The sequence below is a fragment of the Hyphomicrobium sp. 99 genome, from assembly GCF_000384335.2.
Taxonomy (GTDB): Bacteria; Pseudomonadota; Alphaproteobacteria; order Rhizobiales; family Hyphomicrobiaceae; genus Hyphomicrobium_B.
Window position 1 is genome coordinate 3197130 of the sequence record NZ_KQ031382.1, and the last position, 24884, is coordinate 3222013.

The 24884-nt window shown below is 61.1% G+C and carries 25 protein-coding genes; 5 read left to right on the forward strand and 20 right to left on the reverse strand.

What is annotated here, in order from left to right; genetic code table 11:
* Nucleotides 1–297 precede the first annotated feature (297 nt).
* The 3 genes from G359_RS15435 to G359_RS15445 are packed head-to-tail and all read left to right on the forward strand — an operon-like array spanning nucleotide 298 to nucleotide 3079.
* Nucleotides 298–1206, forward strand: a complete 909-nt coding sequence (locus tag G359_RS15435) for a ParA family protein (protein WP_045836845.1) — start codon at nucleotides 298–300, stop codon at nucleotides 1204–1206.
* Between the two features lie 26 nt (nucleotides 1207–1232).
* Entirely contained in the window at nucleotides 1233–1715 is a 483-nt protein-coding gene (locus tag G359_RS15440; RefSeq protein ID WP_045836846.1) for a hypothetical protein, read from the forward strand.
* A 32-nt stretch (nucleotides 1716–1747) separates the two neighbouring features.
* Nucleotides 1748–3079 carry an APC family permease gene (locus tag G359_RS15445; protein ID WP_045836847.1) on the forward strand — a complete coding sequence of 444 codons (1332 nt, stop codon included), beginning with the start codon at nucleotides 1748–1750 and terminating at the stop codon, nucleotides 3077–3079.
* A gap of 20 nt (nucleotides 3080–3099) precedes the next feature.
* On the opposite strand, the gene folP is transcribed toward G359_RS15445, so the two are convergent.
* From folP to tolA, 8 genes are all read right to left on the reverse strand, one after another.
* On the reverse strand, nucleotides 3100–4203 hold the full coding sequence (gene folP, locus G359_RS15450; protein ID WP_045836848.1) for a dihydropteroate synthase: 1104 nt from the start codon (nucleotides 4201–4203) through the stop codon (nucleotides 3100–3102).
* Between the two features lie 84 nt (nucleotides 4204–4287).
* Nucleotides 4288–6240, reverse strand: a complete 1953-nt coding sequence (ftsH, locus tag G359_RS15455; protein ID WP_045836849.1) for an ATP-dependent zinc metalloprotease FtsH — start codon at nucleotides 6238–6240, stop codon at nucleotides 4288–4290.
* 152 nt (nucleotides 6241–6392) lie between these two features.
* The gene (tilS, locus tag G359_RS15460; RefSeq protein ID WP_045836850.1) at nucleotides 6393–7748 is read right to left on the reverse strand and encodes a tRNA lysidine(34) synthetase TilS; all 1356 of its coding nucleotides are present in this window, start codon (nucleotides 7746–7748) and stop codon (nucleotides 6393–6395) included.
* Nucleotides 7749–7787: 39 nt separating this feature from the next.
* On the reverse strand, nucleotides 7788–8792 hold the full coding sequence (ybgF, locus tag G359_RS15465) for a tol-pal system protein YbgF (RefSeq protein ID WP_045836851.1): 1005 nt from the start codon (nucleotides 8790–8792) through the stop codon (nucleotides 7788–7790).
* Nucleotides 8793–8936: 144 nt separating this feature from the next.
* Nucleotides 8937–9728 (reverse strand): OmpA family protein, encoded by a 792-nt coding sequence (locus G359_RS15470; protein ID WP_045836852.1) that lies wholly within the window; start codon nucleotides 9726–9728, stop codon nucleotides 8937–8939.
* 162 nt (nucleotides 9729–9890) lie between these two features.
* Nucleotides 9891–10403 carry a peptidoglycan-associated lipoprotein Pal gene (pal, locus tag G359_RS15475; protein WP_082073103.1) on the reverse strand — a complete coding sequence of 171 codons (513 nt, stop codon included), beginning with the start codon at nucleotides 10401–10403 and terminating at the stop codon, nucleotides 9891–9893.
* A 956-nt stretch (nucleotides 10404–11359) separates the two neighbouring features.
* Nucleotides 11360–12697 (reverse strand): Tol-Pal system beta propeller repeat protein TolB, encoded by a 1338-nt coding sequence (gene tolB, locus G359_RS15480; protein WP_045836853.1) that lies wholly within the window; start codon nucleotides 12695–12697, stop codon nucleotides 11360–11362.
* Nucleotides 12698–12785: 88 nt separating this feature from the next.
* On the reverse strand, nucleotides 12786–13895 hold the full coding sequence (tolA, locus tag G359_RS15485; protein WP_245280059.1) for a cell envelope integrity protein TolA: 1110 nt from the start codon (nucleotides 13893–13895) through the stop codon (nucleotides 12786–12788).
* Between the two features lie 30 nt (nucleotides 13896–13925).
* Here tolA and G359_RS20810 point away from each other — a divergent pair, with 30 nt between their 5' ends.
* Nucleotides 13926–14138 carry a hypothetical protein gene (locus tag G359_RS20810; protein ID WP_197077641.1) on the forward strand — a complete coding sequence of 71 codons (213 nt, stop codon included), beginning with the start codon at nucleotides 13926–13928 and terminating at the stop codon, nucleotides 14136–14138.
* Nucleotides 14139–14150: 12 nt separating this feature from the next.
* Here G359_RS20810 and tolR read toward each other — a convergent pair whose 3' ends face one another.
* The 9 genes from tolR to G359_RS15530 form a co-directional block, all read right to left on the reverse strand.
* Nucleotides 14151–14600, reverse strand: coding sequence for a protein TolR (gene tolR / locus G359_RS15490; protein WP_045836854.1), 450 nt, complete (start codon nucleotides 14598–14600; stop codon nucleotides 14151–14153).
* Nucleotides 14601–14604: 4 nt separating this feature from the next.
* Nucleotides 14605–15321, reverse strand: a complete 717-nt coding sequence (gene tolQ, locus G359_RS15495; protein WP_045838093.1) for a protein TolQ — start codon at nucleotides 15319–15321, stop codon at nucleotides 14605–14607.
* A gap of 359 nt (nucleotides 15322–15680) precedes the next feature.
* Nucleotides 15681–16172, reverse strand: coding sequence for a tol-pal system-associated acyl-CoA thioesterase (ybgC, locus tag G359_RS15500; protein WP_045836855.1), 492 nt, complete (start codon nucleotides 16170–16172; stop codon nucleotides 15681–15683).
* A complete protein-coding gene (locus tag G359_RS15505; RefSeq protein WP_045836856.1) occupies nucleotides 16169–17113 on the reverse strand; it encodes a metallophosphoesterase in 945 nt (314 codons plus the stop codon). Before G359_RS15505 ends, ybgC begins: the two co-directional genes overlap by 4 nt.
* A 127-nt stretch (nucleotides 17114–17240) precedes the next feature.
* Complete coding sequence (ruvB, locus tag G359_RS15510) at nucleotides 17241–18287, reverse strand: Holliday junction branch migration DNA helicase RuvB (protein ID WP_045836857.1); 1047 nt, start codon at nucleotides 18285–18287, stop codon at nucleotides 17241–17243.
* Nucleotides 18288–18353: 66 nt separating this feature from the next.
* A complete protein-coding gene (locus G359_RS15515) occupies nucleotides 18354–18773 on the reverse strand; it encodes a hypothetical protein (protein ID WP_045836858.1) in 420 nt (139 codons plus the stop codon).
* 42 nt (nucleotides 18774–18815) lie between these two features.
* Entirely contained in the window at nucleotides 18816–19439 is a 624-nt protein-coding gene (gene ruvA, locus G359_RS15520; protein WP_045836859.1) for a Holliday junction branch migration protein RuvA, read from the reverse strand.
* Nucleotides 19436–19963, reverse strand: coding sequence for a crossover junction endodeoxyribonuclease RuvC (gene ruvC / locus G359_RS15525; protein ID WP_045836860.1), 528 nt, complete (start codon nucleotides 19961–19963; stop codon nucleotides 19436–19438). Before ruvC ends, ruvA begins: the two co-directional genes overlap by 4 nt.
* On the reverse strand, nucleotides 19960–22065 hold the full coding sequence (locus G359_RS15530) for a hypothetical protein (protein WP_045836861.1): 2106 nt from the start codon (nucleotides 22063–22065) through the stop codon (nucleotides 19960–19962). The genes ruvC and G359_RS15530 overlap by 4 nt, the downstream gene beginning before the upstream one ends.
* A 120-nt stretch (nucleotides 22066–22185) precedes the next feature.
* On the opposite strand from G359_RS15530, the gene G359_RS15535 reads away from it, so the two are divergent.
* Entirely contained in the window at nucleotides 22186–22545 is a 360-nt protein-coding gene (locus tag G359_RS15535; RefSeq protein WP_245280060.1) for a hypothetical protein, read from the forward strand.
* A gap of 24 nt (nucleotides 22546–22569) precedes the next feature.
* On the opposite strand, the gene G359_RS15540 is transcribed toward G359_RS15535, so the two are convergent.
* The 3 genes from G359_RS15540 to G359_RS15550 all read right to left on the reverse strand — a co-directional run bounded on the left by G359_RS15540 (nucleotide 22570) and on the right by G359_RS15550 (nucleotide 24878).
* A complete protein-coding gene (locus G359_RS15540) occupies nucleotides 22570–23319 on the reverse strand; it encodes a YebC/PmpR family DNA-binding transcriptional regulator (RefSeq protein WP_045836862.1) in 750 nt (249 codons plus the stop codon).
* A 142-nt stretch (nucleotides 23320–23461) separates the two neighbouring features.
* Nucleotides 23462–24289: a TIGR00282 family metallophosphoesterase gene (locus G359_RS15545; RefSeq protein WP_045836863.1), complete on the reverse strand. Its 828-nt coding sequence runs from the start codon at nucleotides 24287–24289 to the stop codon at nucleotides 23462–23464.
* Between the two features lie 13 nt (nucleotides 24290–24302).
* Nucleotides 24303–24878, reverse strand: a complete 576-nt coding sequence (locus tag G359_RS15550; protein WP_045836864.1) for a 5-formyltetrahydrofolate cyclo-ligase — start codon at nucleotides 24876–24878, stop codon at nucleotides 24303–24305.
* Between the last annotated feature and the right edge of the window lie 6 nt (nucleotides 24879–24884).

Here is a 24884-nt window from a genome sequence, read left to right on the forward strand (position 1 = left end):
AACCGAAAATAGCAGCGATCGACTTGAACCAATTGCGATCGGCGTGCTTCCCCGTCACCTTAAAGACCATAGATGCCCGAGCACGCACCTGCATTCCATGCCGATGGTTGAATTGCCGCAAATCTTACACCGGATTCCACTCGGGGTTGCACGCACATAGGCCTTCTTTCCACATTATGAGATTTTGAGACACAGGTTGGCTCGAGTCACGGAATCGGCCCATAGGTCCGCTATTGATGTAGCGCGCGCTTCAGAGGCAAAATCGGTTCGGCGGGCGCAATCCGAGGGGTATCAATTATGGCAGTCTTTCTAGCGGTCGCTAACCGCAAGGGTGGCGTCGGCAAATCTACTGTCTCGGTGATGCTCGCCCACGGGCTTGCGGTCTACGGGGGTAAGCGCGTCCTCTTGATCGACCTCGACTCGCAGTGCAACGCGTCACTCATTCTGATGGGCGGCCAAGGCTGGAACGAAGCCCGCAAAGCCGGCAAGACCATCGCTGATTACTTCTACGACCTGTTCGACGGCATTCCCGCCAACGCCCGCGATTACGTCGCCAAGAACGTCGGCGACGTTTCCATATCGAACGGCAAGCCGGCCCCGATTTCGCTCGTGCCCGGATCGCTTCTCCTTGAGGATATCCAAGGCGAGCTGTACCTCAAGCAGGCGAGCCAGAGCAACGTTCCAGAGGTCGTCGCGAACCGCGTTCGCGGCCGCATGGAAAGCCTCATCCGCCGCTTCGAGGGCGACTATGACGTCGTAATCCTCGACTGCGCGCCGGGCCTCTCGTTCGCGGCGCTCGCCGCGCTCAAGACCGCCGACAAGGTCATCGTTCCCTTCCGGCCGGACTACGTCTCGCAGCTCGCCGTCGATCGCGTCGCCATGCTGATCGAAGACATGCGCAATCTCGATGATCTGGCCGCAATGCCCGCTGAGGACAGGCGTTACGTCTGCCTCGCAAACTACGTGCGCAACGACGACCGGGACTATATGATGATCGAGGAGATAAGCCTCGTGCACCCTGTGCTCGAGACTTTCCTTCCGCAGCGTAACGGCATCGCCAACGCCTTCGACTACATCGGTCAGCTGAGATCGATCGACGTCAAGTATTCCGACGCCGCCGGCGACGTCAAAGAGCTTCATCAGGAGATCGCCCGCCTCGTCGAAACCGTGGCGGCAAAGAAGAAGAACAAAGTCTCCGTTTCCTAACTGTTGAAGGCGAGAAAACGTCGAACATGAGCAAAGGCAAACAGCTCTGGCCCGGCGATGAAATGGCGGCGTTCTTCCGCGCCCATATCCGGCGCGAGACGACGCTCGAGGGCGACGCAGCTGACCGGCTAGCTGCCGCGCTGACCAAAGCCGTCAATCGCATGCTCGTTCGCGAGGTGCCGCCAGAGCCACCCGTTGTTGCAGAGCCGCCCGTCGAAGCCCCGACAGCCGCTGAGCCCGCAAGCCCGGTGGAGACGATCGAGCGGCACGACCGCGCCGAAAATTTCAATCCCTATCGCTTCTCCGCGATGGTGACTTTGGCCAAGCAGGGCCGCGATGGCCTGATGAAGCGCCTCCAGGAAATCAAATCGGCGGAAAACCTCCGGGCCTTCGCCGAGGCGCAGCATGTACCGGTTGCTCCCTCCGTGAAGCGAACCGATGAGATCCGCAAAGCCATCATCGCGGGCGTCGAGCGCCGTCTCGCGGATCGCAAAGCCGCAGCCAGTTGACGAGCTGCAGTCGATAGAAAGAGGGACGCGACGTGGTGGCCGAAGCGCCGATTGACGCAAAGCCGGGCCTCATCCGCTCCATCGGAACGACACAGCTCGCGCTCTATGCGCTCGGCAGCATGGTCGGCTCGGGAATCTACGGCCTCATCGGCAAGGCGGCGGGCGAAGCCGGATCTGCCGTCTGGCTGTCGTTTCTCATCGCCATGGTTGCGGCACTGCTGACCGCTCTCTCCTATGCCTCGCTGGGCTCGCGCTATCCACGCGCAGGCGGCGCCGCCTACGTCACCGACCGCGCCTTCAGGCTCCCGGTCCTGAGTTTCACCATCGGGCTCGCCCTCGTGGCATCCGGACTGACCTCGATCGCGACCCAGTCGAAGATCTTCGCCGCAATCCTCGCCGACTTTGCAGGCATCGAGGCGTTGCCGCCGACCGCGATCGCGGTGGGCTTTCTGCTGATCATGAGCGGAATCGTCTTCCGCGGCATTCGCGAGAGCATGTGGGTCAACGTCGTGTGCACGTTGCTCGAAGTCTCGGGAATTCTCATCGTCATCGCGTCGGGCATCTCTTACTGGGGCACGGTCGACTATTTCGAAACGCCGCCACAGAGCACGGATACCGGCATCGCCCTCGTCGTACTGCAAGCGTCCGTGTTGACGTTCTTTGCGTTCATTGGCTTCGAGGACGCCATCAACGTCGCCGAGGAATGCAAGGATCCGCAGCGCACGATCCCGCGGGGCCTCGTCATCGCAACGGCCTCGGCAGCGCTTCTATACGTGGCCGTCTCGATTACTGCGGTGTCGGTTTTGCCGTGGCAGGAACTCGCTGCCGCGCCGAGCCCATTGACGGCGGTCCTGCAACGCAGCGCCCCCGGGATCCCCGCCGGGCTGATGAGCTTCATCGCGCTCTTCTCGGTGGCCAACACCGCCCTCGTCAATTACGTGACCGCGTCCCGGCTGATCTACGGCATGTCCGGACAGGGACTTCTGCCGGGCTTCGTTGGACGCGTGCACGAGGTGCGAAGAACGCCTCACATCGCAATCGCCGTCATTCTCGGATTGCTGCTGCTGCTCGTCGTTGCCGGAGAAATTGCCGACCTCGCCGCAGCGACAGTCCTATTGCTGCTTGTCGTCTTCATAGCCGTCAACGCGTCGCTCATCGTGCTGAAGCGCCGCAAAGGCGAAGCGCTCGGACAGTTCGAAATTCCCCTGATCCTGCCGATCGCGGGCATCGTCGTCTGCTTAGCGCTTCTCGTCACGCGGGTCGCAAGCACCGACTGGCGCGCCCCAGCACTCGCCGGCGCGCTGCTTGGCCTGATCCTTTGCTTCTACGCCGCTTTACGGATGACGACGTCTAAGATCAGATAGCGATCGCTGCTTTCGCAGGATCAATCGAGGCCCTTCTCCGTCCCAGCCGAGCACGCGCGCCAAACCTCGATCGCCTGCTTCGTTTCCGCAACGTCGTGAACGCGCAAGATCTGCACGCCCGCAGCAACGCCCGCGATCGCACAGGCGAGCGACCCCGGCACACGGTCCTTCGCGGCGTCCACATTGCAGAGCTGCCCGATCATCTTCTTCCGGCTGACGCCGAGAAGCAGCGGAACGCCAAGACCGTGATAGAGCGACAGCCCAGCCATCACGGCAACGTTGTGATGAAGATGCTTGCCGAAGCCGATGCCCGGATCAGCGACGATCTTCGACTTCGGAATTCCGGCAGCGACGCACGCCTGGATGCGCCCTTCCAGATAATCGAACACATCGAGCACGACGTCGTCGTACTTCGGATTGTCGTTCATCGTCTTCGGATCGCCCTGCGCATGCATGATGACGATCGGCAGCCCGGTCTCGGCCGCAACTTCCAGCGCTTCGGGGTCATAAGTGAACGCCGAGACGTCGTTCAGAATGTCGGCACCCGCCGCAGCCGCGCGCCGCATCACTTCGGACTTGCGCGTATCGACCGAAATCACCGCATCGGTCTTGGCGCGCAAACCCTCGACCACGGGAATGACGCGGCGCAGTTCCTCATCGACCGCGACCGTATCGGATTGCGGCCGCGTGCTTTCACCGCCGATATCGAGAATGTCGGCGCCCTCTTCCACGAGTCTCAAGCCCTGCGCGATCGCGGCCTCAGTGGTCGCGAACTGCCCGCCGTCCGAGAAACTGTCGGGCGTGACGTTGATGATGCCCATGATGCGAGGACGATCGAGCGATAACCCGGCAAGGCGCGCGCGCGGCTCTGAGAGCTCCTGAAGAATATCGGCGGCAGACAGCGCCTCGCGGCCCCAGTCGCCGCTGAACGCGTCGCCCAAAACGACCGTCCGCCGTTTCGTTGCTGGCGACGCCCGCGTCAAAACATCGAGCGCCGCAAACGAAAGCCGGCTGCCTGCAAGCGGCAACCCCTTCCATTCTGGAACCTCGGCCTCATCGACCGCCCGGCGTACACTTCGATCCCAGAAGATCGCACTAGGTTGCAGATAGACTGATCGTTTCATCTCGATTGGATTCCAACTCACGAAAAAGCGGCCGCGATGTTATCGCGGCCGCCAGAAAAAACTGAGGACCTTTGTGTCCGGCGATTACTGCGGCTGCGGTTCGGGCTCGATATCGATCCCGCCCTTCGGCTCGCCCCGCGGCCGCGGCGGCTGCCGGCCTGCAGACGGCACGGCCGAACCGGCCGGACCCTTGCTGCCGTCATCGTCCGTCGGACGCACGATCTTGTCGCCACGCATAATCGACTGGCACTCGTCGCCGTTGATCGTCTCGTACTCCATCAGCGCCTGCGCCATGGCTTCGAGTTCCGCCTTGTGCTGCGTCAGCACGGCCCAAGCGGTCTTCTCGCCGGTGGTCACGATGCGCCGAGTTTCCTCGTCGATGAGCTTGGCGGTTTCCTCGCTCATGTTCTTCTGTTGCGTGATCGAATGGCCGAGGAACACTTCCTGCTGGTTCTCCGAATAGAGCAGCGGCCCGAGCTTGTCGCTCATGCCCCACTCCGTCACCATCTTCTTGGCGATGTTCGTCGCCTGACTGATGTCGCTCGAAGCACCCGTATTCAAGTGTTCGCGGCCATAGATGATCTGCTCGGCGACACGGCCGCCGAAAGCCATCGCGATCTTGCCTTCACACCACTGCTTCGAATAGCTGAGGCGATCCCGCTCCGGCAAACTCATCGTGACGCCCAGCGCCCGGCCGCGCGGAATGATCGTCACCTTGTGCAAGGGATCGTTGCCCGGCACGACGAGATTGACGATCGCGTGGCCTGCCTCGTGATAGGCGGTCGCGAGCTTCTCTTCCTCGGTCATGGCCATGGTCTTGCGCTCAGCGCCCATCATGACCTTGTCTTTGGAATCCTCGAACTCGGCCTGAGTTACGAGCCGCTTGTTGCGGCGCGCAGCGAGCAACGCCGCTTCGTTGACGAGGTTCGCGAGATCCGCGCCCGAGAACCCAGGCGTACCGCGAGCGATGACCTTCGGATCAACGTCCGGCGCCAGCGGCACCTTCTTCATGTGAACGCGTAGGATCCGCTCGCGCCCGACCACGTCCGGATTGGGAACGACGATCTGGCGGTCGAATCGGCCAGGACGCAGCAACGCGGGATCGAGCACGTCGGGACGGTTCGTCGCCGCGATGATGATGATGCCCTCGTTGGCCTCAAAACCATCCATCTCGACGAGCAGCTGGTTGAGCGTCTGTTCACGCTCGTCGTTGCCACCACCAAGACCCGCGCCGCGATGACGGCCGACGGCATCGATTTCGTCGATGAAGATGATGCACGGAGCGTTCTTCTTCGCCTGCTCGAACATGTCGCGCACGCGGCTCGCGCCGACGCCGACGAACATCTCGACGAAGTCGGAGCCCGAGATCGTGAAGAACGGCACGTTGGCTTCGCCGGCAACAGCGCGCGCGATAAGGGTCTTACCGGTGCCCGGAGGGCCGACCAGCAAGCAGCCGCGCGGAATGCGTCCGCCGAGGCGCTGGAACTTCTGCGGGTCGCGAAGGAATTCGACGATCTCTTCAAGATCGGCTTTCGCCTCGTCGACGCCAGCAACGTCTTCGAATGTCACGCGGCCATGCCGCTCCGTCAAAAGCTTCGCGCGAGACTTGCCGAAACCCATCGCTCGGCCCGAACCCGATTGCATCTGGCGCATGAAGAAGATCCACACGCCGATGAGCAGCAGCATCGGGAACCAGCTCAGAAGAATGCTTGTGATCGACTGCACTTCATCCTCGGCAGGCCGCGCTTTGAATTTCACACCCTTCTCGCGCAGGCGGGTCACGAGGTTTGGGTCTTCTGGGGCATAAGTCGAGAACGCCAGATCGCTGGAGCTTGCGTCTTTCTTCGTTCCGGTGATGCGGTTGCCCGCGATCACGGCCTCCGAGACGTTACCCTTGTCGACGGCGTCAAGAAATTCCGAATATTGAATTTCGTTTGTGCGGCGCGTTGTGCTCGGATTGCTGACGAGGTTGTAGAGGGCCAGCAAGAGGACGAACAACGCCGCCCAGATCGCAAGTTTCTGATAATTCGGGTTCATTTTTTTCCTTGATGGCGCCATCGGCACCAAAATGGCGCGTGCTCGGTGGCACTGCTGCCCCCCGAGAGAGACCTTAACATAGGTGGCGGCCCATCTCCGCACAAGTTCGGGCGTTTACCTAGGTTTCCCGCCACCACCATACGCCGAAATCCTTAAGATGTAACAGATGCCAAAGGCGTCAATTCGAACCCGGCCGGATCGAGCGGCTCGGCCTCCGGAAGCGCAAAAGGCGCCAGAGAGGGTGCTGCAACGAGTTGATCCCCGGTCCAGAACGAGGGAAGCGCGGCAGCGGCCCGCGCCGGCGGGCGCGATTCGGCACGAAGCCGAGGCAGGATCGCGCCGTATGCCGCAGAACCCAACGGTTTGACAGTGATCGTCCTCCCGCCGTTGAGCTGTGACCCGAGGCCGCTGTTTTCCGCAGACCAGCATAGCGCAAAGCGGTTGTCCCAAATTCTGACGGCACGAGGCGGAAGTTCGACCTCCGAGTGATCGAGCCGGCCGGCTTCCCGCCAGATTCGAATGAAGCGCGGCCCAGCTGAGACCATCGCCCCACCGAGGGTCGCGGCGCACTTTTCTTCCCCGCGGAGCCGAGCTGCCAGCGCTTCGATTTCAGAAAGTTGAGGCTCGGGACTGTCTCCGCCAAAACGGGCGATGAGACGTGCCATCACCTTCTGCCGCAGAAAGGCCGGACCGTCATCGAAGGCCCGCCGATCGAACGTCGCGAAAACCTCGTTGCCGAACGAAAGGTTGAGCGACGCGATGAAGTGCCGCTCCGCGTATGCGAGGGCCTCGCGGGCATCGCTCAGACGTCGCGCCGATGTCGCCAATGCCTGCGGTGACAAACCCGCTTCGCCGAGACCGGACAGTGCCGACCGCACACGCGCCCGCTCGTAGCGATCGTCCGTATTCGATGGATCTTCGACATAGACGACGTCGCGCTGAGCGACGGCGGCAACGAGGCGGGCTTTCTCAAAGCCGAGCAGCGGCCGCGCCAGAGTGATGCGCGATCGCTCGGTGATGGGCCGTTCGATGCGCATACCGGAAAGGCCATCGATGCCGGCACCGCGCGCAAGCCGCATGACGAACGTTTCCGCCTGATCATCGAGATGATGAGCGGTCGCAATCGCGACGTTGCCATCGCCAATGCCGCGCGCGTGCTCTGCCAAAAGTCGGTAGCGTGCCTCACGCGCCGCTGCCGCGACACCCGTTCGCGGCTTCGCGCCTTCCCACGTCAAAATCGCATGAGGCAAATCTAACTGTCGTGCAGCTTGCCCGACGAGTTCGGCTTCGAAACGCGATTCCGGGCGAAGTCCATGATCGACCGTGGCAACGGAGAGCGACGGCCCTGCAAACTTCGCACGCGCCCGCCATTCCGCCGCGAGAAGCATGAGCGCCATGCTGTCAGGCCCGCCGGACACCGCGAGAACCACGTGACTGAGCCGTGCGAGCCGATCGAAGGCGGCGTCCGCTTCGGCTTCAGAAATCGGTAATGGCAGTACGCGACTCACGGTTTTCAGTTCAGCGGAGAACTTGAGCCCGCCGCTCCTTTATTGGCAGCCGATCCGCTGCCGTTCACTCTGTGCGCGAGCCTTCACGTTTGGCGCGGCCGTCGGAAATTTCGACGCCAACTCCGAGAAGGACGAGCAAGCCGCTTCTTTCTGCCCGAGCCGATCAAGCGACATCGCGAGCTTCAAAAGGCTGTCAGGCGCTTTGCCGCTTTGGGCATAGGTCGAGTAGCCCTTCAAGAAAGAACTCGCCGCCGCCTTGTATTGACCGCGAACGAAATAGGTTTCGCCCAACCAATATTGCGCGTTTCCCGAGAGCGAGTCGTTGGGAAACTTCTTCAGGAAATCGTTGAAGGCCGTTTCCGCCGAACCGTAATCGCGTTGAAGCAGATAGCCATATGCCGTTTCATATAGCTGCTTCGGGTCTCCGACCGGCTCGCTTGCTGTAGGCAATGCCGCCGTTGCGACGGGCGCGGGCGATCCGGCGACGCTGCCGCCTCTGTCGGCCTCCGGCTGTCCGTTGGCGTCGAGCAGCCCGCCGATTGCATCAGGGCCCGGTGAAACGGTCGTCGAACCGAACCCGCCTGCTCCAGCATCCGCGTGATCGACGGCGCCCACATCGGTGCCGCCCTGAATTTCCGATCGCCGCGGAACGCCGCCCATGCTGCGAACCTGATCCGAGAGCTGCTGCACTTGCAGCGAGAGCGCGCGAACCTGCGTCTCAAGCCCTTCGATTCGTGCAGGATCGGCGGAAACCGCCCCTCCTGACGAAGGGAATGGCGCGGCTGCCGAACCACCATTTTTGGCAAGCGATTCCAAAGTTCCGACGACGACCTGCATATCGACGAGTTGCTCCTCGAGCGCCTGAACCCGCGCTTTGAGCCCCGCGTCACCCGAGGAAGCTGCCGCGGCCGCCGCAGCCGCGCCGGCCTTCGACGGTCGCGTGTCGCTTGACTGCGCCAAAGCCGGAACGGCCGATAGGGCGAACGCCAGCGCTACGATCTGAAACCGCAAGCCACTCCGAAGTATCCCCGCTAGCTTGGCCATTCCCGGCTCTACCCCTGATGTTCGTTCGATTGTTTTGCCGCTGAAGCGGCCGTCGATTGCTACTGGAAGAAGAAACTGTAGCCCAGCATCGCGTGCGCCTCCACCTACGCCGCGTCGCAGCACCCATCAACCCTGCGAGAGGAATTATTGCGAAACCGCCTCGGCCGGATCCGCAGGGGCGCTGCTCGTGGAGCCGATCGACGCTTTCGCAGGCAAACTCGAAATCGTCGGCCGCGACTGCCAGCTTCCGTCAAAACGCCAATCCTTTATGTACACTTCGGCATTCCGGTTCTGAGCCTGGCACAATGGCCCATCACACACCGCCAGCCGGTCCGCATCCCCGGCAGCCTTGACCTCGACTCGCGTTTCCGAAATTCCCGCCGCGACCAGTCGGTCACGGACGGCCTGCGCGCGCTGCAGGGAAAGCGCCCCCGATGCGGTTCGGCCACCGTCATCGTCAGCACGACCGATGACCACAACCGTGAGATCGGGCCGGGCATTAAGCCAACGCGCTTGGCTCTCGATGATGCTTCGCGCACGCCCGCCGAGGATCGCGCTGTTCTCAGCAAAGAAGACACGGTCTCCGACGTCGATCAGAAAAGCGCGCCGATATTCGGCAGTGCGCTCGGCAAGTCCGGCTTTGATCTGGGCACGCTCGTCTGGAATGCTCTCGCCGCGGTCAAGCGCCGCCAGCGCCCGCTTCGCTCTGGCGGCCTCGATCGATCCGGGAAAATCGCTCATAACCCGGGCGAGCAATCGACGGCCCGACTCATCGGCGTGATCTGAAAGCGCGTCCAGCCCGTCTTCGAGCAACTCGCCGGCAGTTTCGCCAGCTATCTGATCCTGGGCGAACACACGCGGCGCCAAAGCCGCCATGAGGGCAAGCAGCCCGCAGATAACGCCAACCGCAACATTGGAAGACCGCAATTTCAACATCGACCCGGCGCCGCAACCTGGAAAGTCCAGGCGCCGTTATGCGATTCCAATTAGGCCAAACTTTGCTGAATCTGCGGTGCGCAAAAGCTCTGTGGGAGTGTGGCTCTTATGAGCCAATGAGCCAAAGCGCGATGCCGCAAAGCGGCACCGCATGAGCGGCTGTTAACGCTGGCTAACCTGGCCGCCGCTGTTGAGCACCGTCTGCGCGCGGCGATTCTGCGACCAGCAGGAAATGTCGTTGCACACCGCAACCGGACGCTCCTTGCCGTACGAGATCGTGCGGATGCGCGCGCCGTTTATGCCATGCTGCGAAAGGAAGTTGCGCACGGTCGTCGCGCGGCGAGCGCCAAGCGCGATGTTGTATTCACGCGTGCCGCGTTCGTCGGCATGGCCTTCGATGGTGATGGTGTAATTCGGATACTGCTGCAGCCACTGCGACTGCTTCGTCAGCGTCTGCGCGGCTTCGGGCGTGAGATCGACGGAGTCGGTCGAGAAGTACACGAGATCGCCGACGTTCTGAGTGAAGTCGCGCTGCGAACCCGGCGTCGCATTTCCGTATTTGCTGCTCAGCGCGTCAGGCTGCATGTCCTTGTTGGCGCACGCACCGAGAGTCGCGGCCAGAATCGAAACGGCGGCGAGGCGCAGACCCAAGCTCCGCGCAAACGTGGCCATCATTTCGCAAATCCCCTTCGTATCGATCTCATCTCTCGCGTGAGTTGCACACGCTTCGTCCGTGAGAGAGATAGCTGTTTCATCTCCGCATAGAGAATCGTTCAGCCGAAAATGTGGCCGAGTCCGCTGATGACCCACCAAGTCTCTCTCGAAGAGAGCTTGGAATACCTGGATCCCCCGCGATCCGTTCTCATGCAAACTTGTAGCATCGAGATACGAGGTGCGCGTGCGACTAATTTGGTTTTGAGCACTTTTCTCGATCTTTTCCAGCGCCAAACGTGCGCGGAAGAATCGATCATTTCGAGCCGCCACGGGAGGCCGAAGCGCGAGCCACGCGAGCCGGAAAAACATCCCGACAATGGCACCCTAAAAAAGCTCAAGACCGAGATGGTGGCGAGCAAATCGCCAACAACTCGGTCTTGAAGAATAGGATGAAAAACGCAGTGCTAAGTATGCAGGTAACGCTAAAAGCGCGACCTGCTTCCGAGCGACGGACCCACCAACATTGAGTCAGCGAGAACGAATGCGCTTTTCACAGGTAGTCTCCTTTGAGGCAGACTACTCGCGATTAGCGAGCAACCTGGTCGCTAGCGGTCGGGCCGCCGAGCTTCAAAGGCGTATGTTCAGCTTCGCGACGGCAAGCGCCGAGAGCAACTGCCGCGACTACTGCTGACAAAAGGATCAGCCCCTTCACACCCTGCATGGTCATATCTCCTGATACGATTCCGGCAAAAGCCGTACTCTGGGGTACCGGGAGGGCGCGTTCCGATCAAGAACAGAGGGCTCAATTCTCAAGTTTTCCAAGGCAATAGGTGCGAAAATGCAACGGGACTTAGTGGGCAAAAGTCAACACTCTTAGGACTACGGTTAAGATGAGCAAGCCATTGATATTGCTCACCTTAGTTCGTCTAAACAGAGACGTCGTTAATAATTGGACGGCGCCGTTCGTAAACGGGGTGTTAATTCAGAAGCGGTGACCAAGCGGGGTCCGAAGCGAAGGCTGGAGTGTCGACCTTTCGCTCGTTGTAGCCCGTGATATCGACCGAGAAGATTCGAGGTCCGCCATTGCCCCCCTGCGACTCGCGGAAGAACATCAGCACCCGGCCGTTGGGGGCCCAGGTCGGCCCCTCGTTGTGGAACCCTTCCGTTAAGGTGCGCTCCCCCGAGCCGTCGGGCTTCATGACCCCGATGATAAACTCACCGCCAGTCTGCTTGGTAAACGCGATGTAGTCCCCGCGAGGCGACCAGACGGGGGTCGAGTAGCTGCCGTCCCCCATCGAGATCGGACGTTGATTCGAGCCGTCTGAATTCATGACCCAGAGCTGCTGCCGTCCGGACCGGTCGCTTTCGAACACGACCTGCCCGCCATCCGGCGAGTAGCTTGGACTGGTATCGATGCCATTCGACTGGGTGAGTCGCCGCGGCTGGCGCGACCTGAGATCCATCTCGTAGATATCGGAACCGCCGTCGGGACGACCGAGACTCATGATGACCCGCTGTCCGTCAGGCGAGAATCGCGGCGCGAAGGTCATATTCGGGAAATCGCCGACAAGCTCTCGCCGACCGGTCTCAAGGTTCATGATGAAAACCTTCGGCTCGCCGGACGTATAGGACATGTACGTGATTTCCTGGTTCGTCGGAGAGAACCGGGGCGTCAACACGAGTTCCTGGCCTTGCGTCAGCAGACGGACGTTCGCGCCATCCTGATCCATGATCGCGAGGCGCTTGATGCGCTTCTCTTTCGGACCCGTCTCGTCGACGTAGACGATACGCGTATCGAAATAGCCCTTTTCGCCCGTCAGCCTTTCATAAACGCTGTCGGCAATCAGATGGCCGATACGCCGCCAATTCCGCGCGGCAGTCGAAAAACGCTGCCCCGCGAGCTGCTTGCCCCCGGCGACATCCCAAACGCGAAATTCGGCGCCGACCTTTCCATCGCCCGCATTGACGACACGCCCGACGACCAACGCATCAGCTTGGATCGAGCGCCAATCACCAAATCGCGGCGCGGCGTTCACGTCCCGCACCTGCTCGAGAAACGATTGATGATCGAGAGGGCGAAAAAGTCCGGACCTTTCGAGATCGGCTTCGACGACAGCGGCGATATTGCTCGCGAGTTGCTGATCGTCCCCGAGGAAGCTCGGAATGGCGATCGGGATCGGCGCGATCGTGCCTTCCGTCTGCGTGCCTTTGAGCTGCGCCATCGCGCCCGGCGCGAAGCCAGGAACGAGCCAGACGCAAGCGGCGACGAGCGTCGCAACGGAAAACAGCCTTTTGAGGCGGACTTTCAAGGTCATGGATGGTCTCTCACTGCGTCTCTGCGGCGGTTCGGAAGTCACAAGGCGATGCTTCGCTTCGCGGTCGAATGAAGCAACTTTTGGGCGTTTACAACATTTCACGCGGATCGAAAGTCCAGTCGATGTACTTCCACCCGCCCTCGTACTTGTCCGGAGGCAGGCGGAACGGCGAACACATCCTGACAGCTCTGAGCGCGGCTTCGGCGTAAACCTGACCGGCAGTCGTCGACGGCGCGGAAGTGACGCGCGGCTCGCCAACGAGCGTGCCGTCAGCGTTGAGCTCCCAATGAAGCTCGACGACCGGAACCTCGCTACCACCACCCGTACCCGGCGGCCGCCAGCAGCCATTGAGCTGCGACTTGAGCATCCCCTTCAGGAGATCCTGCTCGCGCGCCGAAAGGACAGTATCGGAACCGGTTTGCGTTCCGGCTTCCTTGCCGAAGTTCGTCGAGGACGAGCTTGAACCCGCTGCCTGCTGACCCTTCTTCCGCTTGTCCTTATCGAGAAGAGCCTTCGGCGTTGCGTCGTCCGGCGACTTCTCGAGAAGAGACGCGATCTTGCTCGGATCGAACTGCTTCTTCGCGGCTTCGGCTTTCTTCTTGGCCTCTTCCTGTTTCTTCTTCTTGAGTTCGGCGGCCTTCTTCTTTTTCGCTTCCTCTTCGGCCTTCTTTTTGGCCTCGTCTTCCGCCTTCTTTTTCGCGTCCGCCTCGGCCTTTTTCCGCGCTTCCTCGTCAGCCTTTTTCTTGGCCTCGTCCTCAGCCTTCTTCTTGGCTTCTTCCGCCTGACGTTCTTGCTCAAGCTTCTGTTCCAGAAGCTTTTTTTCGTCCGGCGTCGGGCCGGGCGCAGGCTCGGGCGGCGGCGGCGGCGGCTCGTCGATCTTCTTCGCTATTGGATCGGGCTCGGTCTTCGCCGGTGGAGGTGGCGGCGGCGGAGGCTCGGCAGCCTGAGGCGGCTCGGGCTCCGGCGGCGGCTCGGCCTTGGCAACCTGCTGCTCAGCGGGCGGCGGAGGTGGCGGCGGCGCGTTGGTCGGCTTCGGCGTATCGTTCTTGCTGTCGTCGGGCTTGGGCTTGTCGTTCGCCTTCGTCTCGAGGTTTTTCGAATCCTCAGCTCCCTGCTTCAGACGCAGGAACTCAGACGGCGTGATGATGTCCGCTGCGATCGCCGGCGTATCTGGCGATAGCGGCGGCGTTGTGTGCATGGAAAAAAGCGCCCACCCGAGGAGTGAAGCGTGCAAGAGGAGGGACAGAACGAGTCCGAAGGGCACGGTCAGCACCCACCTTCTCTGAAAGATGGCACGTATGAGCGCGCGCAATGGCGAACCGCAGGGCGAACCACGATACGCGTCGTCGACAGCGAGCAATTCGAGCGACGCGTCGGCACAGCGCTTCGCGTGTTCCTTGGCCGACGCGCATCCTGGTTCGTCATACGTATCGTCCTTTAGGGATTACGGGCGCTAGGAGCCTCCCTTCTCTCCATTGAGAACGAACGACAGTTTCTTGAAGCCGCCCTGGTTGATGCGGCTCATCACCTCCATCACCGTCCCGTAGTTCACGCCCTTGTCGCCACGCACGAAGATTGCCTCGTCGTAACCGTTCCCGGCGATGGCCTTCAGTTTCGTCGCCAGTTCATCCAACTGAACCTGGGTGTCGCCGATATAAACGTCGCCGTTGGCTTTCACCGTGACCGCCAGCGGGTCCTTCTTCGGAGGCTGGATCTCCTGCCCCTTCGATTCCGGTAAATTGACGTCGATGCCTGTCTGCAGCAGCGGCGCCGCAACCATGAAGATGATCAAAAGCACGAGCATCACGTCGACCATCGGCGTGACGTTGATTTCGGCCATCGGCATGTGACGCGCGCGCCGCCGGCGCCCGCCGCCCCCGCCCGCTTTGACGCTCATCCCCATCGGCTTAAGCCCTCACGTCGATCTGGCGAGATACGATCGCTGCGAATTCATCGGAAAAAGCATAGAGACGCTGCGATATGGCCGCCGAATCGGCCGAGAACTTATTGTAGAAAATAACGGCCGGAATGGCGGCCATGAGGCCGAGCGCCGTCGCGAACAAGGCTTCTGCGATACCAGGTGCAACCACCGCCAGCGATGTGTTCTTCGAAACTGCGATGGACTGGAAGCTCGTCATGATGCCCCAGACCGTACCGAAGAGGCCGACGAACGGTGCCGTCGATCCGACGGTCGCGAGAAACAGGAGACGCCGGTCGAGACGTTCCATCTCGCGGCTGATCGTGACGTCCATCACCTTCTCGACGCGCAGCTGAATGCCGCCAAGCGCGCGGATGTTGCCTTCGACGGAGCGTTTCCACTCGCGCATCGCGGCAACGAACAGCGCGGCCATCGTGATCGTTCGCCCGCGCGACAGGTTCGCGTAGAGTTCGTCGAGCGACTGGCCCGACCAGAACAATTGCTCGAAGCGGTCGCTCTCGACGCGCGCGCGCCGGAACGCCAGGAGCTTTTCGAAGATGATCGCCCACGACCAGACGGACGCGATGCCAAGCCCCGTCATGACGATTTGGACGGTGAGGCTCGCTTGCATAAAGAGTTCGATGAACGAGAAGCCACTCGCTCCGACCGGGGCAACGGCGCTTTGGGCGACATCCGCGGGATTCATTTCACCATCCATGTCGAAGAATTGAGATACCCGTACGGAACCGCACGGGCCTTGGAATTTCGGCAGCATTGGGACGCGCCCGGCGCGGGCCCGATGAAGTTTGCGTATGACGGCGTAATGACGTCCACCCCGGCAGCAAGCGCCATCGCCCACCGCGCTCATTCGCATCGAGAGCTTTTGACGCCCAATATGACCAAACGAGGGCTTAGTGTAGCCGATGGCAATGACGCATCATCGTGTTTATCCACGAAAAACGCGGCCATTGATCTCACCATGAGCCATGCAGAGCGCCACAACGAATGTCAATTGGCGTCTGGACGCGCTTCTAGGGCACCCGCGAAATCTCAGGCGCACAGATCCTAGACGGAAGAATTTTTTGTCGCTTGGGCGTGCGCCTCGAATGCCTTTCGCACGGTATCGCTCAAACGCAGAGGTTTTCCCGAAATCGACACGAGCACCACGACGACCTCGGCAGAGACGAGAGGCTTGCCGTCGCGGCTGATCCTCTGATCGAGCGTCACGCTTGCCGCCCCAAGTGCCTTGACGCGCGTTTCGACCTCCAGGAGGTCATCCATGCGCGCCGGACGCGCGAAGTCGAAGTCCATGCGGCGGACAACGAAGGCGGCCGGCTCGCGGCTGTCCGTTCCGTCGATCATGCGCCGGGCATCGGTGCCGAGAAGCCGAAGAAAATCTGTGCGGCCACGTTCCGCGAATCGCACGTATGACGCGTGATAGACCACCCCACCCGCGTCGGTGTCCTCGAAATAGACCCGCACTGGAAGGACGTGGCGCTGCCCCTCGGCATCGTGAACGATGCGTCCGGCAAGGTCTGGCCATGGGTTCGTCGTCAAACTTCGCCCCCCTCGGCGCCGCCGAGTTGGACCGTTACGATCTCAGGCGGAGAGCCGAAACGGATCGGCAATGATGAGCAACCAAGGCCGCCGGAAACAATCAAATGCCGGCCGCCTTCGACGATGTGTCCATAAGAATATCGGGAGCCAAATCGCGAGGGCACGACCGGCGCATATCCGAATATGCGAACTTGCCCGCCATGCGTGTGACCGGCGATCGTCAACGAAACCCTGTCCGGAGTAACGGGAAAAATATCGGGCTCATGCGCCATCAGAATGACCGGCGCATCGTCCGTTATCAGCCGCAGCGTCCCCGGAAGATCGTCCACGCCGCGATAAGCGATTTTTCCGCCGTGCACGAACTCGTCGTATTCATCGTCGAGCGGGTAAAGCGCCCATTGATCGCCAAGACCCGCGAGCCAGAAAGGCTGCCCGTCCTTCTCGAGGCGCACGGCATTGTTTTCATAAACGGGGATACCGACGGCCTGCAGTGCGAGGCCAGCAGGTGTGGGCCCCGCGCGCCTGTCCTGCACGTCTTGCGACTGCCACCAATCATGATTGCCGAGAACCGCATGCACGCCGAGCGGCGCCTTGAGTTTCGCAAGCGCCGTCGCCCAGGCGCCGTTGCTCACCTTCCCAGAATACTTCCCAAGCCTGTGGCCGACGACATAGTCGCCGAGAAGCAGGATCGCGTCGGCGCCAAGGCTGTTTGTCTGTTCGACGATAATTTCGAGCCGCTCGACCGACATCCACGGCTCGCAAACATGAAGATCCGCCAGCACGGCGAGCTTCAGTTTCAGACCCGGCGTCCAGTTCGGAGGCGTCAGATTGTATGTGGTGACTTTTTCGCGGAAGGCTTCGGCGAGCGCGTAACCGCTCAGCGCCGTCGAGCCGACACCGGCAACGCCAGTCAACTTGAGCAGATCGCGACGGCTGATCAAACCCGTTACCCTCGGTCCCGTTTAATCGGATGGTGCTGTGGAAGGTCGTTAACCCACGTCCGCACTCTGGGCGGAGAATGCTGTCCAAACCGTGAATTTCGCCACCATAAAAGCGCCTAGAGCGGCGTTAAGTCCCGTCCTCGTCGTCTTCGAAGATCGGCAATTCGGGCGATGCCGCGCGCGCGGGGCCGCTGACGCCAAGATGGCGATATGCCTTCAGTGTTAACACTCGCCCCCGCGGCGTGCGACCGATGAACCCCTGCTGCAGCAGGAACGGCTCCACGATTTCCTCGAGCGCATCGCGCGGTTCCGAAAGCGCCGCAGCCAGCGTTTCGATGCCGACCGGGCCGCCTTCATAATTGTGAAGAATGCAGCCGAGATATCTGTGATCGAGCGCGTCGAGCCCCTCGCCATCGACTTCGAGCATCGTCAGCGCCCGGTCAGCCACTTCGGCGTTGATGACGACGGCGCCTTCGACGCTAGCGAAATCGCGGACGCGGCGAAGAAGGCGGCCCGCGATCCGCGGCGTTCCCCGCGAGCGTTTGGCGATTTCGCGCGCGCCATCAGGAGACATCTGCGCGCCGAGCACCCGCGCACCGCGGCCGACGACAAGCTCCAACTCCGGGATCGAATAGAAGTTGAGCCGCACCGGAATGCCGAAGCGATCGCGCAGCGGATTGGTCAAGAGCCCCGCGCGCGTCGTCGCCCCGACCAGCGTAAATTTTGGCAGATCTATTCTAACCGACCGCGCAGCAGGCCCCTCGCCGATCATCAGATCGAGCTGGAAATCTTCCATCGCTGGATAAAGGATTTCTTCGACCGCCGGATTGAGCCGATGAATTTCGTCGATGAAGAGCACATCGCGCTCTTCGAGATTGGTCAAAAGCGCCGCGAGATCACCGGCTTTCGAGATCACCGGCCCCGACGTCGCACGAAATCCAACGCCCAGTTCCTTCGACAGAATCTGTGCAAGCGTCGTCTTCCCGAGACCCGGAGGCCCCGCAAAGAGCACATGGTCGAGCGCATCGCCCCGCCCGCGCGCCGCCTTGATGAAAACCCGGAGGTTCGCCCGCGCCTGCTCCTGCCCGACGAATTCGTCGAGCGATTGCGGACGTATCGTCGCCTCGAAGGCGTCGACGTCTTTTCGCGCGCTGCTGACAAGCCTGTCGGTCATGGTTTGTTCGTGAGGCTATTCGGGAGCGCCGTCAAGTCGAAGACCTGCTCTCTCCCTTTGCCGCGCTCAGGGTTTGAGAATGCCGATGATGATCAGCAACGCCCGCATGCCGATCATGAGAAGTCCCGCGGCAAACGCGAGAAAAGGCACTGCGCCGGGCGAGTCGAACGGAAATATGACTACCGCCGCCATGAACCCGAGAACACCCGCGACCGCCGCTTCGAGCCAGCTGTACGTGCCGCGTTGCAGGACGAACGGCGTTAAACCCAGCGCCGCGACCGTTGCCGGAAACGCACTCCAAACGAACGCATCGACCGCGGCTTCCCCGAGACCCTCTCCTCCGTGCGGCGGCAACACGGGATCGGTCAACGGACTGAGAAACATCAGCCCGAGATCGATAAGACCTGCAAAAAAGGCGACCGCGAGAGAGGTGATAAGCACCATCCAAATCGCGCGTTGGGCGTTGCTCAAAGTGATCTTTCGCATGTTGGGCCGACGTTTCCGATCGATTTTGCCGGTATCCGGCCGTTAGCGAGCCAGTTCCTTGAGACTACGCTTGATGAGCCCCGCGGTATCCGCCGCTTGGCCTAGTTCCTTTGAAGCGACGGCCACGGCCGCACTGGCCTGCGCCGGGTTGTAGCCGAGATTGGTCAGCGCCGAGAGAGCTTCCGAGAACGCCATCCCCGCAGGACCGCCATTCGCCGATGGCGTCGGATGACCGGCTGACTGAATACCGTGACCGGCGATCGATAGCCCCGGCGCCTTGTCCTTCAATTCTGCGACGATGCGTAACGCAAGCTTCTTGCCGACGCCTGGCGCCTCTTCGACCGCCGCCCAATTGCCGAGAGCCACCGCTGTCGCGAGATCCTGCGGCGACATGATGCCGAGAACGCTCAACGCGACTTTCGAGCCGACGCCCTGAATGGACTGCAAAGTCCGGAACCAGCTCCGCTCGAATTCACTCTGAAATCCGAACAGCCGGATCGCGTCCTCGCGCACGTGCGTGTCGATCGTCAGCGAGACATCATCACCCGGCTTCAAATTGCGCAGCGTTCGCGACGAAGCCTGCACCTCGTAGCCGACGCCGTTGACGTCGATGACGAGAAAACTTTCGCCGACGGCGTCGACCTTGCCCTTGAGCTTGCCGATCATGGCTGCGGAACCTTGGTTGCAATGGCCGCCAATCGCTGCCGGCTGACACGGTGATGTGCATGCGTAATGGCGATCGCGAGCGCATCGGCTTCATCCGCGCATCCGAACGTCGCCTTCGGCAAAAGGAAACCGATCATCGCCTGGATCTGCTGCTTCTCGGCGTGGCCCGCGCCCGTCACCGACTTCTTGATCAAATTCGGAGTGTATTCCGCAACCCTGAGGCCGAGCCGAGCGGGGGCGAGCAGAATGGCTCCACGCGCTTGGCCGAGCTTCAACGTCGAACGCGGGTTCTCGTTGACGAAGGTTTCTTCCACGGCAGCCTCCGACGGGCTGAAACTTTTGATGACGCCGGTCACGGCATCGAAAAGCGCGGAAAGCCGATAGGCGAGATCATCGTCCTTCGGTGGCGTGATGACACCCGACGCGACGTAAACGAGCCGAGGACCGTCGCTATCGACGATACCCCACCCCGTGCGCCGCAAACCGGGGTCGATGCCGATAATGCGAATCGTTCGTCCATTCATGCTCTCCGCATAGCACGAACCGCATAGGGCGCCGAAGGCGTCATAGGCGGCGGCGGCAATGGCGGCGGCTTCGTCGCGTCAGCAACCTTGCCCGTCAAAATGGCGTCGAGCGCCTCGGCGACGTCGGGCTCGGTCCAATAGCCGGTATGGCCGCCGATCCCCATCACGTGGTTGTCGATGCGAAGCCCGCGCGGCGGGTTGATGCGGCCGCCGATGTAATCGTCGACGCGATAGAGATTGATCCAGCACTTGAGCCGCGACGCGATGCCGAGCGCCGCCGGCTTGGACGCTGCATATTCATGGAAGTACTTCTGATAGAGCGTGCCGAGCGGCGAGCCGAACGTCAGCAGCGCCGGCGACGCATCCCCGAGCCGCGTGTAATTCGGGCCGTTATCGCGCAGGAAATCATAGACGATGATTGACCCCTGACTGTGCGCCAGAAAAATCACGCCGTCGTAGCTTTGGTTCTGAACGAAGTGTTCCAGAACGAGATTAAGTCGCCCCTGGATGCGCTCGCGTCTCAAACGCCGGAACCGCGAACGAAACACCGAGGGAATGAAATAGGCGGCCGTCTCCTGCCGCGGCTGATAATGATGATCGATCAAATCACGCGCGACGTTCACGACGTTGGCGATGCGCCGCCCGAAGAAGAACGGCAGCGCCACCGCCACGACCGCCGCGACGGGGAGAATGTAGCTTCTGAGCGTCACGAAGACTTCGTTGCTGTCGAGATAGGGCTGCACGAAGACGAGCGCGAAGACGACCATGAAAGCGACGATCAGCAGCGCGACCAGAAAGGGATTAAAGAGCAGCCTCGGCATATTCCGCGCCGTCTGCTCGAGATCGGAAAGCCCTCGCCGCGCCCGCAAATGCCTCAGTTCGATCAGCACGCCGCCGCCGATGATGAAGAGCATCACCGTCAGCGCCGCCGCCGCAAAGATGAACTTGAACCGCCCGATCCAATCGAGCTCGATGTTGGGAACCTGCACGAGCTTCGCGACCGGACTATCCCAAGCGAGCTGATGCGCCTCGATCGCCTGCTTGATGAACGGTTGCGCTTCTCTGAGCGTCGTTATCGTCTCGGCGCGATTGAGCATCGGATAAATCGCGCTGACGACAACCGTCGTCCAAAGCAGAAATTGCATGATCAAAATGGCGATGCTCGTCGAGACCGTAGCAAGGCGCGAGCGATCTCCCGTCTTCAAGGCGCGCAGATAAGCGATGCCGAGCAACGCCGTGGCGAAGAGCATCACGCCGCCCCAGAAGCGCCAGCCCCAGATGATGACTTTGTAAAGCCCGTTGATATAGCACGCCGCCGCCGAAGAGGCGGCCATCGCACAGTCGATCGGCGCTGGCCCAGTGAGCCGCTCAGGCCCGATCTCGAGATCTGGAACCTTCTTCAAGAGCGGCAACAGCAGATCGTAATATGTCAGCCCGAAAACCGAGAGCGCCGCGATCGCCAGCCAGAAGACGGTGTCATACCACGAGTAATCCTGCTGTCGCGTGATCCGATAAAACACGTATAGCGACGCCAGAAAAATCGTCGCCGTCACCATCAGCACTTGCGATCTGACGTCGACGATGTCGGTTGTCAGCGTTGCAGGCTCGAAAAGAAAAAGCCCGCAGATCACAGACGTCACGATCGTCAGCGCGGCGCTCGGGCCCCGAATGAGCCAGCCCGCAACCCATAGAATTTTCCTGAGAAGCCACGAGATCGCATCTCGCGACCGGTCGAGCATCGCGTCCACGAGATGATGAGACTCGAAGATGACCCGGAAGAGTTGCAGCAACGTGTTGACGCGGCCTTCTTGAACCGTCGTCAGATCGGCCCAGTGCAGTTCGACGGCTTCGATCTCAATGCCGGAAGTGTGTGCGGCGCCACGGCGGATGACGGGAAAAACGGGCGGCGGTGATCCGACCTCAGGCTCAGCCATCCGGTTGTATTCGTTGGCGGGCGAAACGCTGTAACCCGGCCGGGTCGCAGCAAGCGTATCGAGAACGGCGTTAACGCAATAGCCGGGTTCGGTTTCGCCAACGCCATGGACGACGACCAATCCGACGCGAACGCGGCCCCTTCCACCCGATGGTCCGTCCGCCGCCATTCACTACCCCCGTACGCAGTATGCGAACCAATGATAACTTTTTTGGCGAGAAGGGCGATACCCCCTCCCGCCATCGCCAGCCCTCGTAAGAACCCACGATTTGGGCTTTAGTGTTGCCGATTGACCAGCATCTTCGCAACCAATCAAACCGATGAGGACGTCATGGACCCGGCATTTACTCATCCGCTTTGGATTGTGGCGGGCGTATTACTGATCTTTGCTGGTTTGTGGTTATTTCGATGGTCTAGGCGCAATAGCGCATCCAGCGAGATTGCTGCCGCAACGACCGAAGCTGCCGTTAACAAACTTTTGAAAAATCCGGCGGCCAAAGCCCCGGCCGGTTCTGCAAACCCGGTGAAGAAGCGCGCAGCCGCAAACTTCCGCAACGCGATGGCTCAGCTCGCAGGCATCGTCGGCCTGCTGATGATCATCGCCGGACTTGTCTACGCCGTGTTCGGGATATTCTATTCTGGAGACTAGCTGCCGCGATCGGCAGCATAGCCATCAAGCAGCCGTCAGCTTCTTCATGACTTCATCTGAGATCTCGAAGTTGGCGTAAACGTTCTGCACGTCATCATCATCTTCGAGCGCCGCCAGCATTTTCATGATCGTCTGCGCATTGTCCTCATCGACCGAAGTCGTGAGGTTCGGCTTCCAGATCGCTTTGACGCTTTCGGGCTCGCCAAGCTTCTTTTCGAGTTCCGCGGCGACCGTTCCCAATGACTCGAACGCACAAGAAATGACGTGTGCGTTGGCGTCCGACTGCACGTCGTCAGCTCCGGCTTCAATCGCAGCTTCCAGAATGGTCTCAGCAGAGCCAGCAGCGGCCTTATAGGTGATCTCGCCGATATGATTGAACATATGGCCGACCGCACCGGTCGCGCCGAGGTTTCCGTTGAATTTCGTGAATACGCTTCTGACGACGCCGCCCGTGCGGTTGCGATTATCCGTCAGAGCTTCGACGATCACTGCGACGCCGCCTGGCGCATAACCCTCGTAGCGGACCTCTTCATAGTTCGCGAGATCGCCGCCCAGCGCCTTCTTGATGGCGCGCTCGATATTATCCTTCGGCATATTCTCGGCGCGCGCTTCCTGGACCGCAAGGCGCAAACGCGGATTCATATTGGGGTCGGGCGTTCCGGACTTCGCAGCAACCGTGATCTCGCGGGCAAGCTTCGCGAAGAGCTTCGAACGCATCGCGTCCTGCTTGCCCTTGCGGTGCATGATGTTCTTGAATTGCGAATGGCCGGCCATGCTCGTGCTCGCTCGACTTGGAATTGCGCTGAACTGAAGTCCGTCTTTTGCGCAACGGCTGCGCGCCGGTCAAGAGAGCGAACGCAAACCCTTCATCGCGCCACCGATGAGGGCGGCTTTTGCCGAAATTCTGTGTGAGGCTTCAGCCGGTTGACCAAAATGCCGGAACCGCGGGCTCCAGATGCGGCCCGAGCCGCAACGGCCCCGCATTCACCGCCAAACCAGTCGCATCGTCGATATCGACTGCAAATCCGGAAATCGTGCCCGGTCCGGTGGCCGGCTCGTACCGGCCGCGCGGAATTCGCGTAAGGAACCGGTTGATCGGCTCCTCCGGATCCATGCCGAGGACCGAGTTGTAATCACCGCACATACCCGCATCTGACATGTAAGCCGTGCCGCCCGAAAGTATGCGGGCATCCGAGGTCGGCGTGTGCGTATGGGTTCCGACGACGAGACTGACGCGCCCATCGAGGAACATCCCCATCGCCTGCTTCTCGCTCGTCGCTTCGGCGTGAAAGTCGATCAGGATGGCATCAGCGCCCTGCTTCAATGCACACGCTGAAATCTCCGCATCGACGGCACGGAACGGGCAGTCGAGCTCGGTCATGAAAACGCGACCCATCGCATTGACGACGAGCACATCCGCCCCGCTCTTCGCCTTGAGCAGAGTAGCGCCTCTTCCCGGCGTTCCCTTCGGATAATTGAGCGGGCGGATCAGCCGCTCGGTGCGCTCGATGAAAACCAGCGCCTCTTTCTGGTCGAACGAATGATTGCCGAGCGTCACGCAATCGGCGCCCGCATCGATCAGATCGTTGAGGATCGTCTCGGTAATTCCAAATCCGCCAGCCGAATTCTCGCCGTTGATCACGACGAAATCCAACCCATAGCGTTTGATCAGCCCCGGCAATGCATCGCAAACTACCGTTCGGCCCGGGCGACCGACGATATCGCCGAGAAACAAGAGGCGCATCAAGAATTCCGGATCAAGTATCGAGACAACGTTGCGGGCCCGAGGGTGTCAGCACCCAATCGAGTTTCTCGTCATAGCTTTCGGCAGGGACCGCGTCGACCCTTTGTTCGTCGTAGGCAATGCCGACGGCGACGACGCGTTTGAGCTTCCTCAGTCGCCGCAGCGTCCGGTCGTAAAAACCGCCGCCATAGCCGAGCCGGTAACCGCGGAGGTCGAACGCCAAGAGCGGCACCAGAACGACATCCGGCTCGACCACCGGCTTATCCTCGAGCGGTTCCGCGATGCCCCATTGGGCCGGCGCCATGGTGTCACCCGGCGACCACGAACGCATCAGCAGCGGCTTCCCGCGACCTTGCATAGCAGGGAGCGCCAGCTTGAACCCTTCGGCCTGCAGCCAAGCCATCAACGCCGCCGGATTGATCTCGTCGCGGATGGCCGCAAAGCCTGAAACGACAGCATCGGGCTTGATACCCAGAAAATCGAGGCCCTGAGCCGCAATCTTCCGGCTCGCCTCCGCTCCATGACGCTCAAAGGCCGCTTTCCGCCGAAGAAGCGCTTCGGCTCGCAGCTCTTTTTTGGCGTCTGGCATCACTTC

What these genes read in the sequence shown, in the direction of transcription:
- G359_RS15435 (WP_045836845.1), top strand. Translation starts at nt 298, where the DNA reads ATGGCAGTCTTTCTAGCGGTCGCTAACCGCAAGGGTGGCGTCGGCAAA.
- G359_RS15440 (WP_045836846.1), top strand. Translation starts at nt 1,233, where the DNA reads ATGAGCAAAGGCAAACAGCTCTGGCCCGGCGATGAAATGGCGGCGTTC.
- folP (WP_045836848.1), bottom strand. Translation starts at nt 4,203, where the DNA reads ATGAAACGATCAGTCTATCTGCAACCTAGTGCGATCTTCTGGGATCGA.
- ftsH (WP_045836849.1), bottom strand. Translation starts at nt 6,240, where the DNA reads ATGAACCCGAATTATCAGAAACTTGCGATCTGGGCGGCGTTGTTCGTC.
- ybgF (WP_045836851.1), bottom strand. Translation starts at nt 8,792, where the DNA reads ATGGCCAAGCTAGCGGGGATACTTCGGAGTGGCTTGCGGTTTCAGATC.
- G359_RS15470 (WP_045836852.1), bottom strand. Translation starts at nt 9,728, where the DNA reads ATGTTGAAATTGCGGTCTTCCAATGTTGCGGTTGGCGTTATCTGCGGG.
- pal (WP_082073103.1), bottom strand. Translation starts at nt 10,403, where the DNA reads ATGATGGCCACGTTTGCGCGGAGCTTGGGTCTGCGCCTCGCCGCCGTT.
- tolB (WP_045836853.1), bottom strand. Translation starts at nt 12,697, where the DNA reads ATGACCTTGAAAGTCCGCCTCAAAAGGCTGTTTTCCGTTGCGACGCTC.
- tolA (WP_245280059.1), bottom strand. Translation starts at nt 13,895, where the DNA reads ATGCACACAACGCCGCCGCTATCGCCAGATACGCCGGCGATCGCAGCG.
- tolR (WP_045836854.1), bottom strand. Translation starts at nt 14,600, where the DNA reads ATGGGGATGAGCGTCAAAGCGGGCGGGGGCGGCGGGCGCCGGCGGCGC.
- tolQ (WP_045838093.1), bottom strand. Translation starts at nt 15,321, where the DNA reads ATGAATCCCGCGGATGTCGCCCAAAGCGCCGTTGCCCCGGTCGGAGCG.
- ruvB (WP_045836857.1), bottom strand. Translation starts at nt 18,287, where the DNA reads ATGACCGACAGGCTTGTCAGCAGCGCGCGAAAAGACGTCGACGCCTTC.
- G359_RS15515 (WP_045836858.1), bottom strand. Translation starts at nt 18,773, where the DNA reads ATGCGAAAGATCACTTTGAGCAACGCCCAACGCGCGATTTGGATGGTG.
- ruvA (WP_045836859.1), bottom strand. Translation starts at nt 19,439, where the DNA reads ATGATCGGCAAGCTCAAGGGCAAGGTCGACGCCGTCGGCGAAAGTTTT.
- ruvC (WP_045836860.1), bottom strand. Translation starts at nt 19,963, where the DNA reads ATGAATGGACGAACGATTCGCATTATCGGCATCGACCCCGGTTTGCGG.
- G359_RS15530 (WP_045836861.1), bottom strand. Translation starts at nt 22,065, where the DNA reads ATGGCGGCGGACGGACCATCGGGTGGAAGGGGCCGCGTTCGCGTCGGA.
- G359_RS15540 (WP_045836862.1), bottom strand. Translation starts at nt 23,319, where the DNA reads ATGGCCGGCCATTCGCAATTCAAGAACATCATGCACCGCAAGGGCAAG.
- G359_RS15545 (WP_045836863.1), bottom strand. Translation starts at nt 24,289, where the DNA reads ATGCGCCTCTTGTTTCTCGGCGATATCGTCGGTCGCCCGGGCCGAACG.
- G359_RS15550 (WP_045836864.1), bottom strand. Translation starts at nt 24,878, where the DNA reads ATGCCAGACGCCAAAAAAGAGCTGCGAGCCGAAGCGCTTCTTCGGCGG.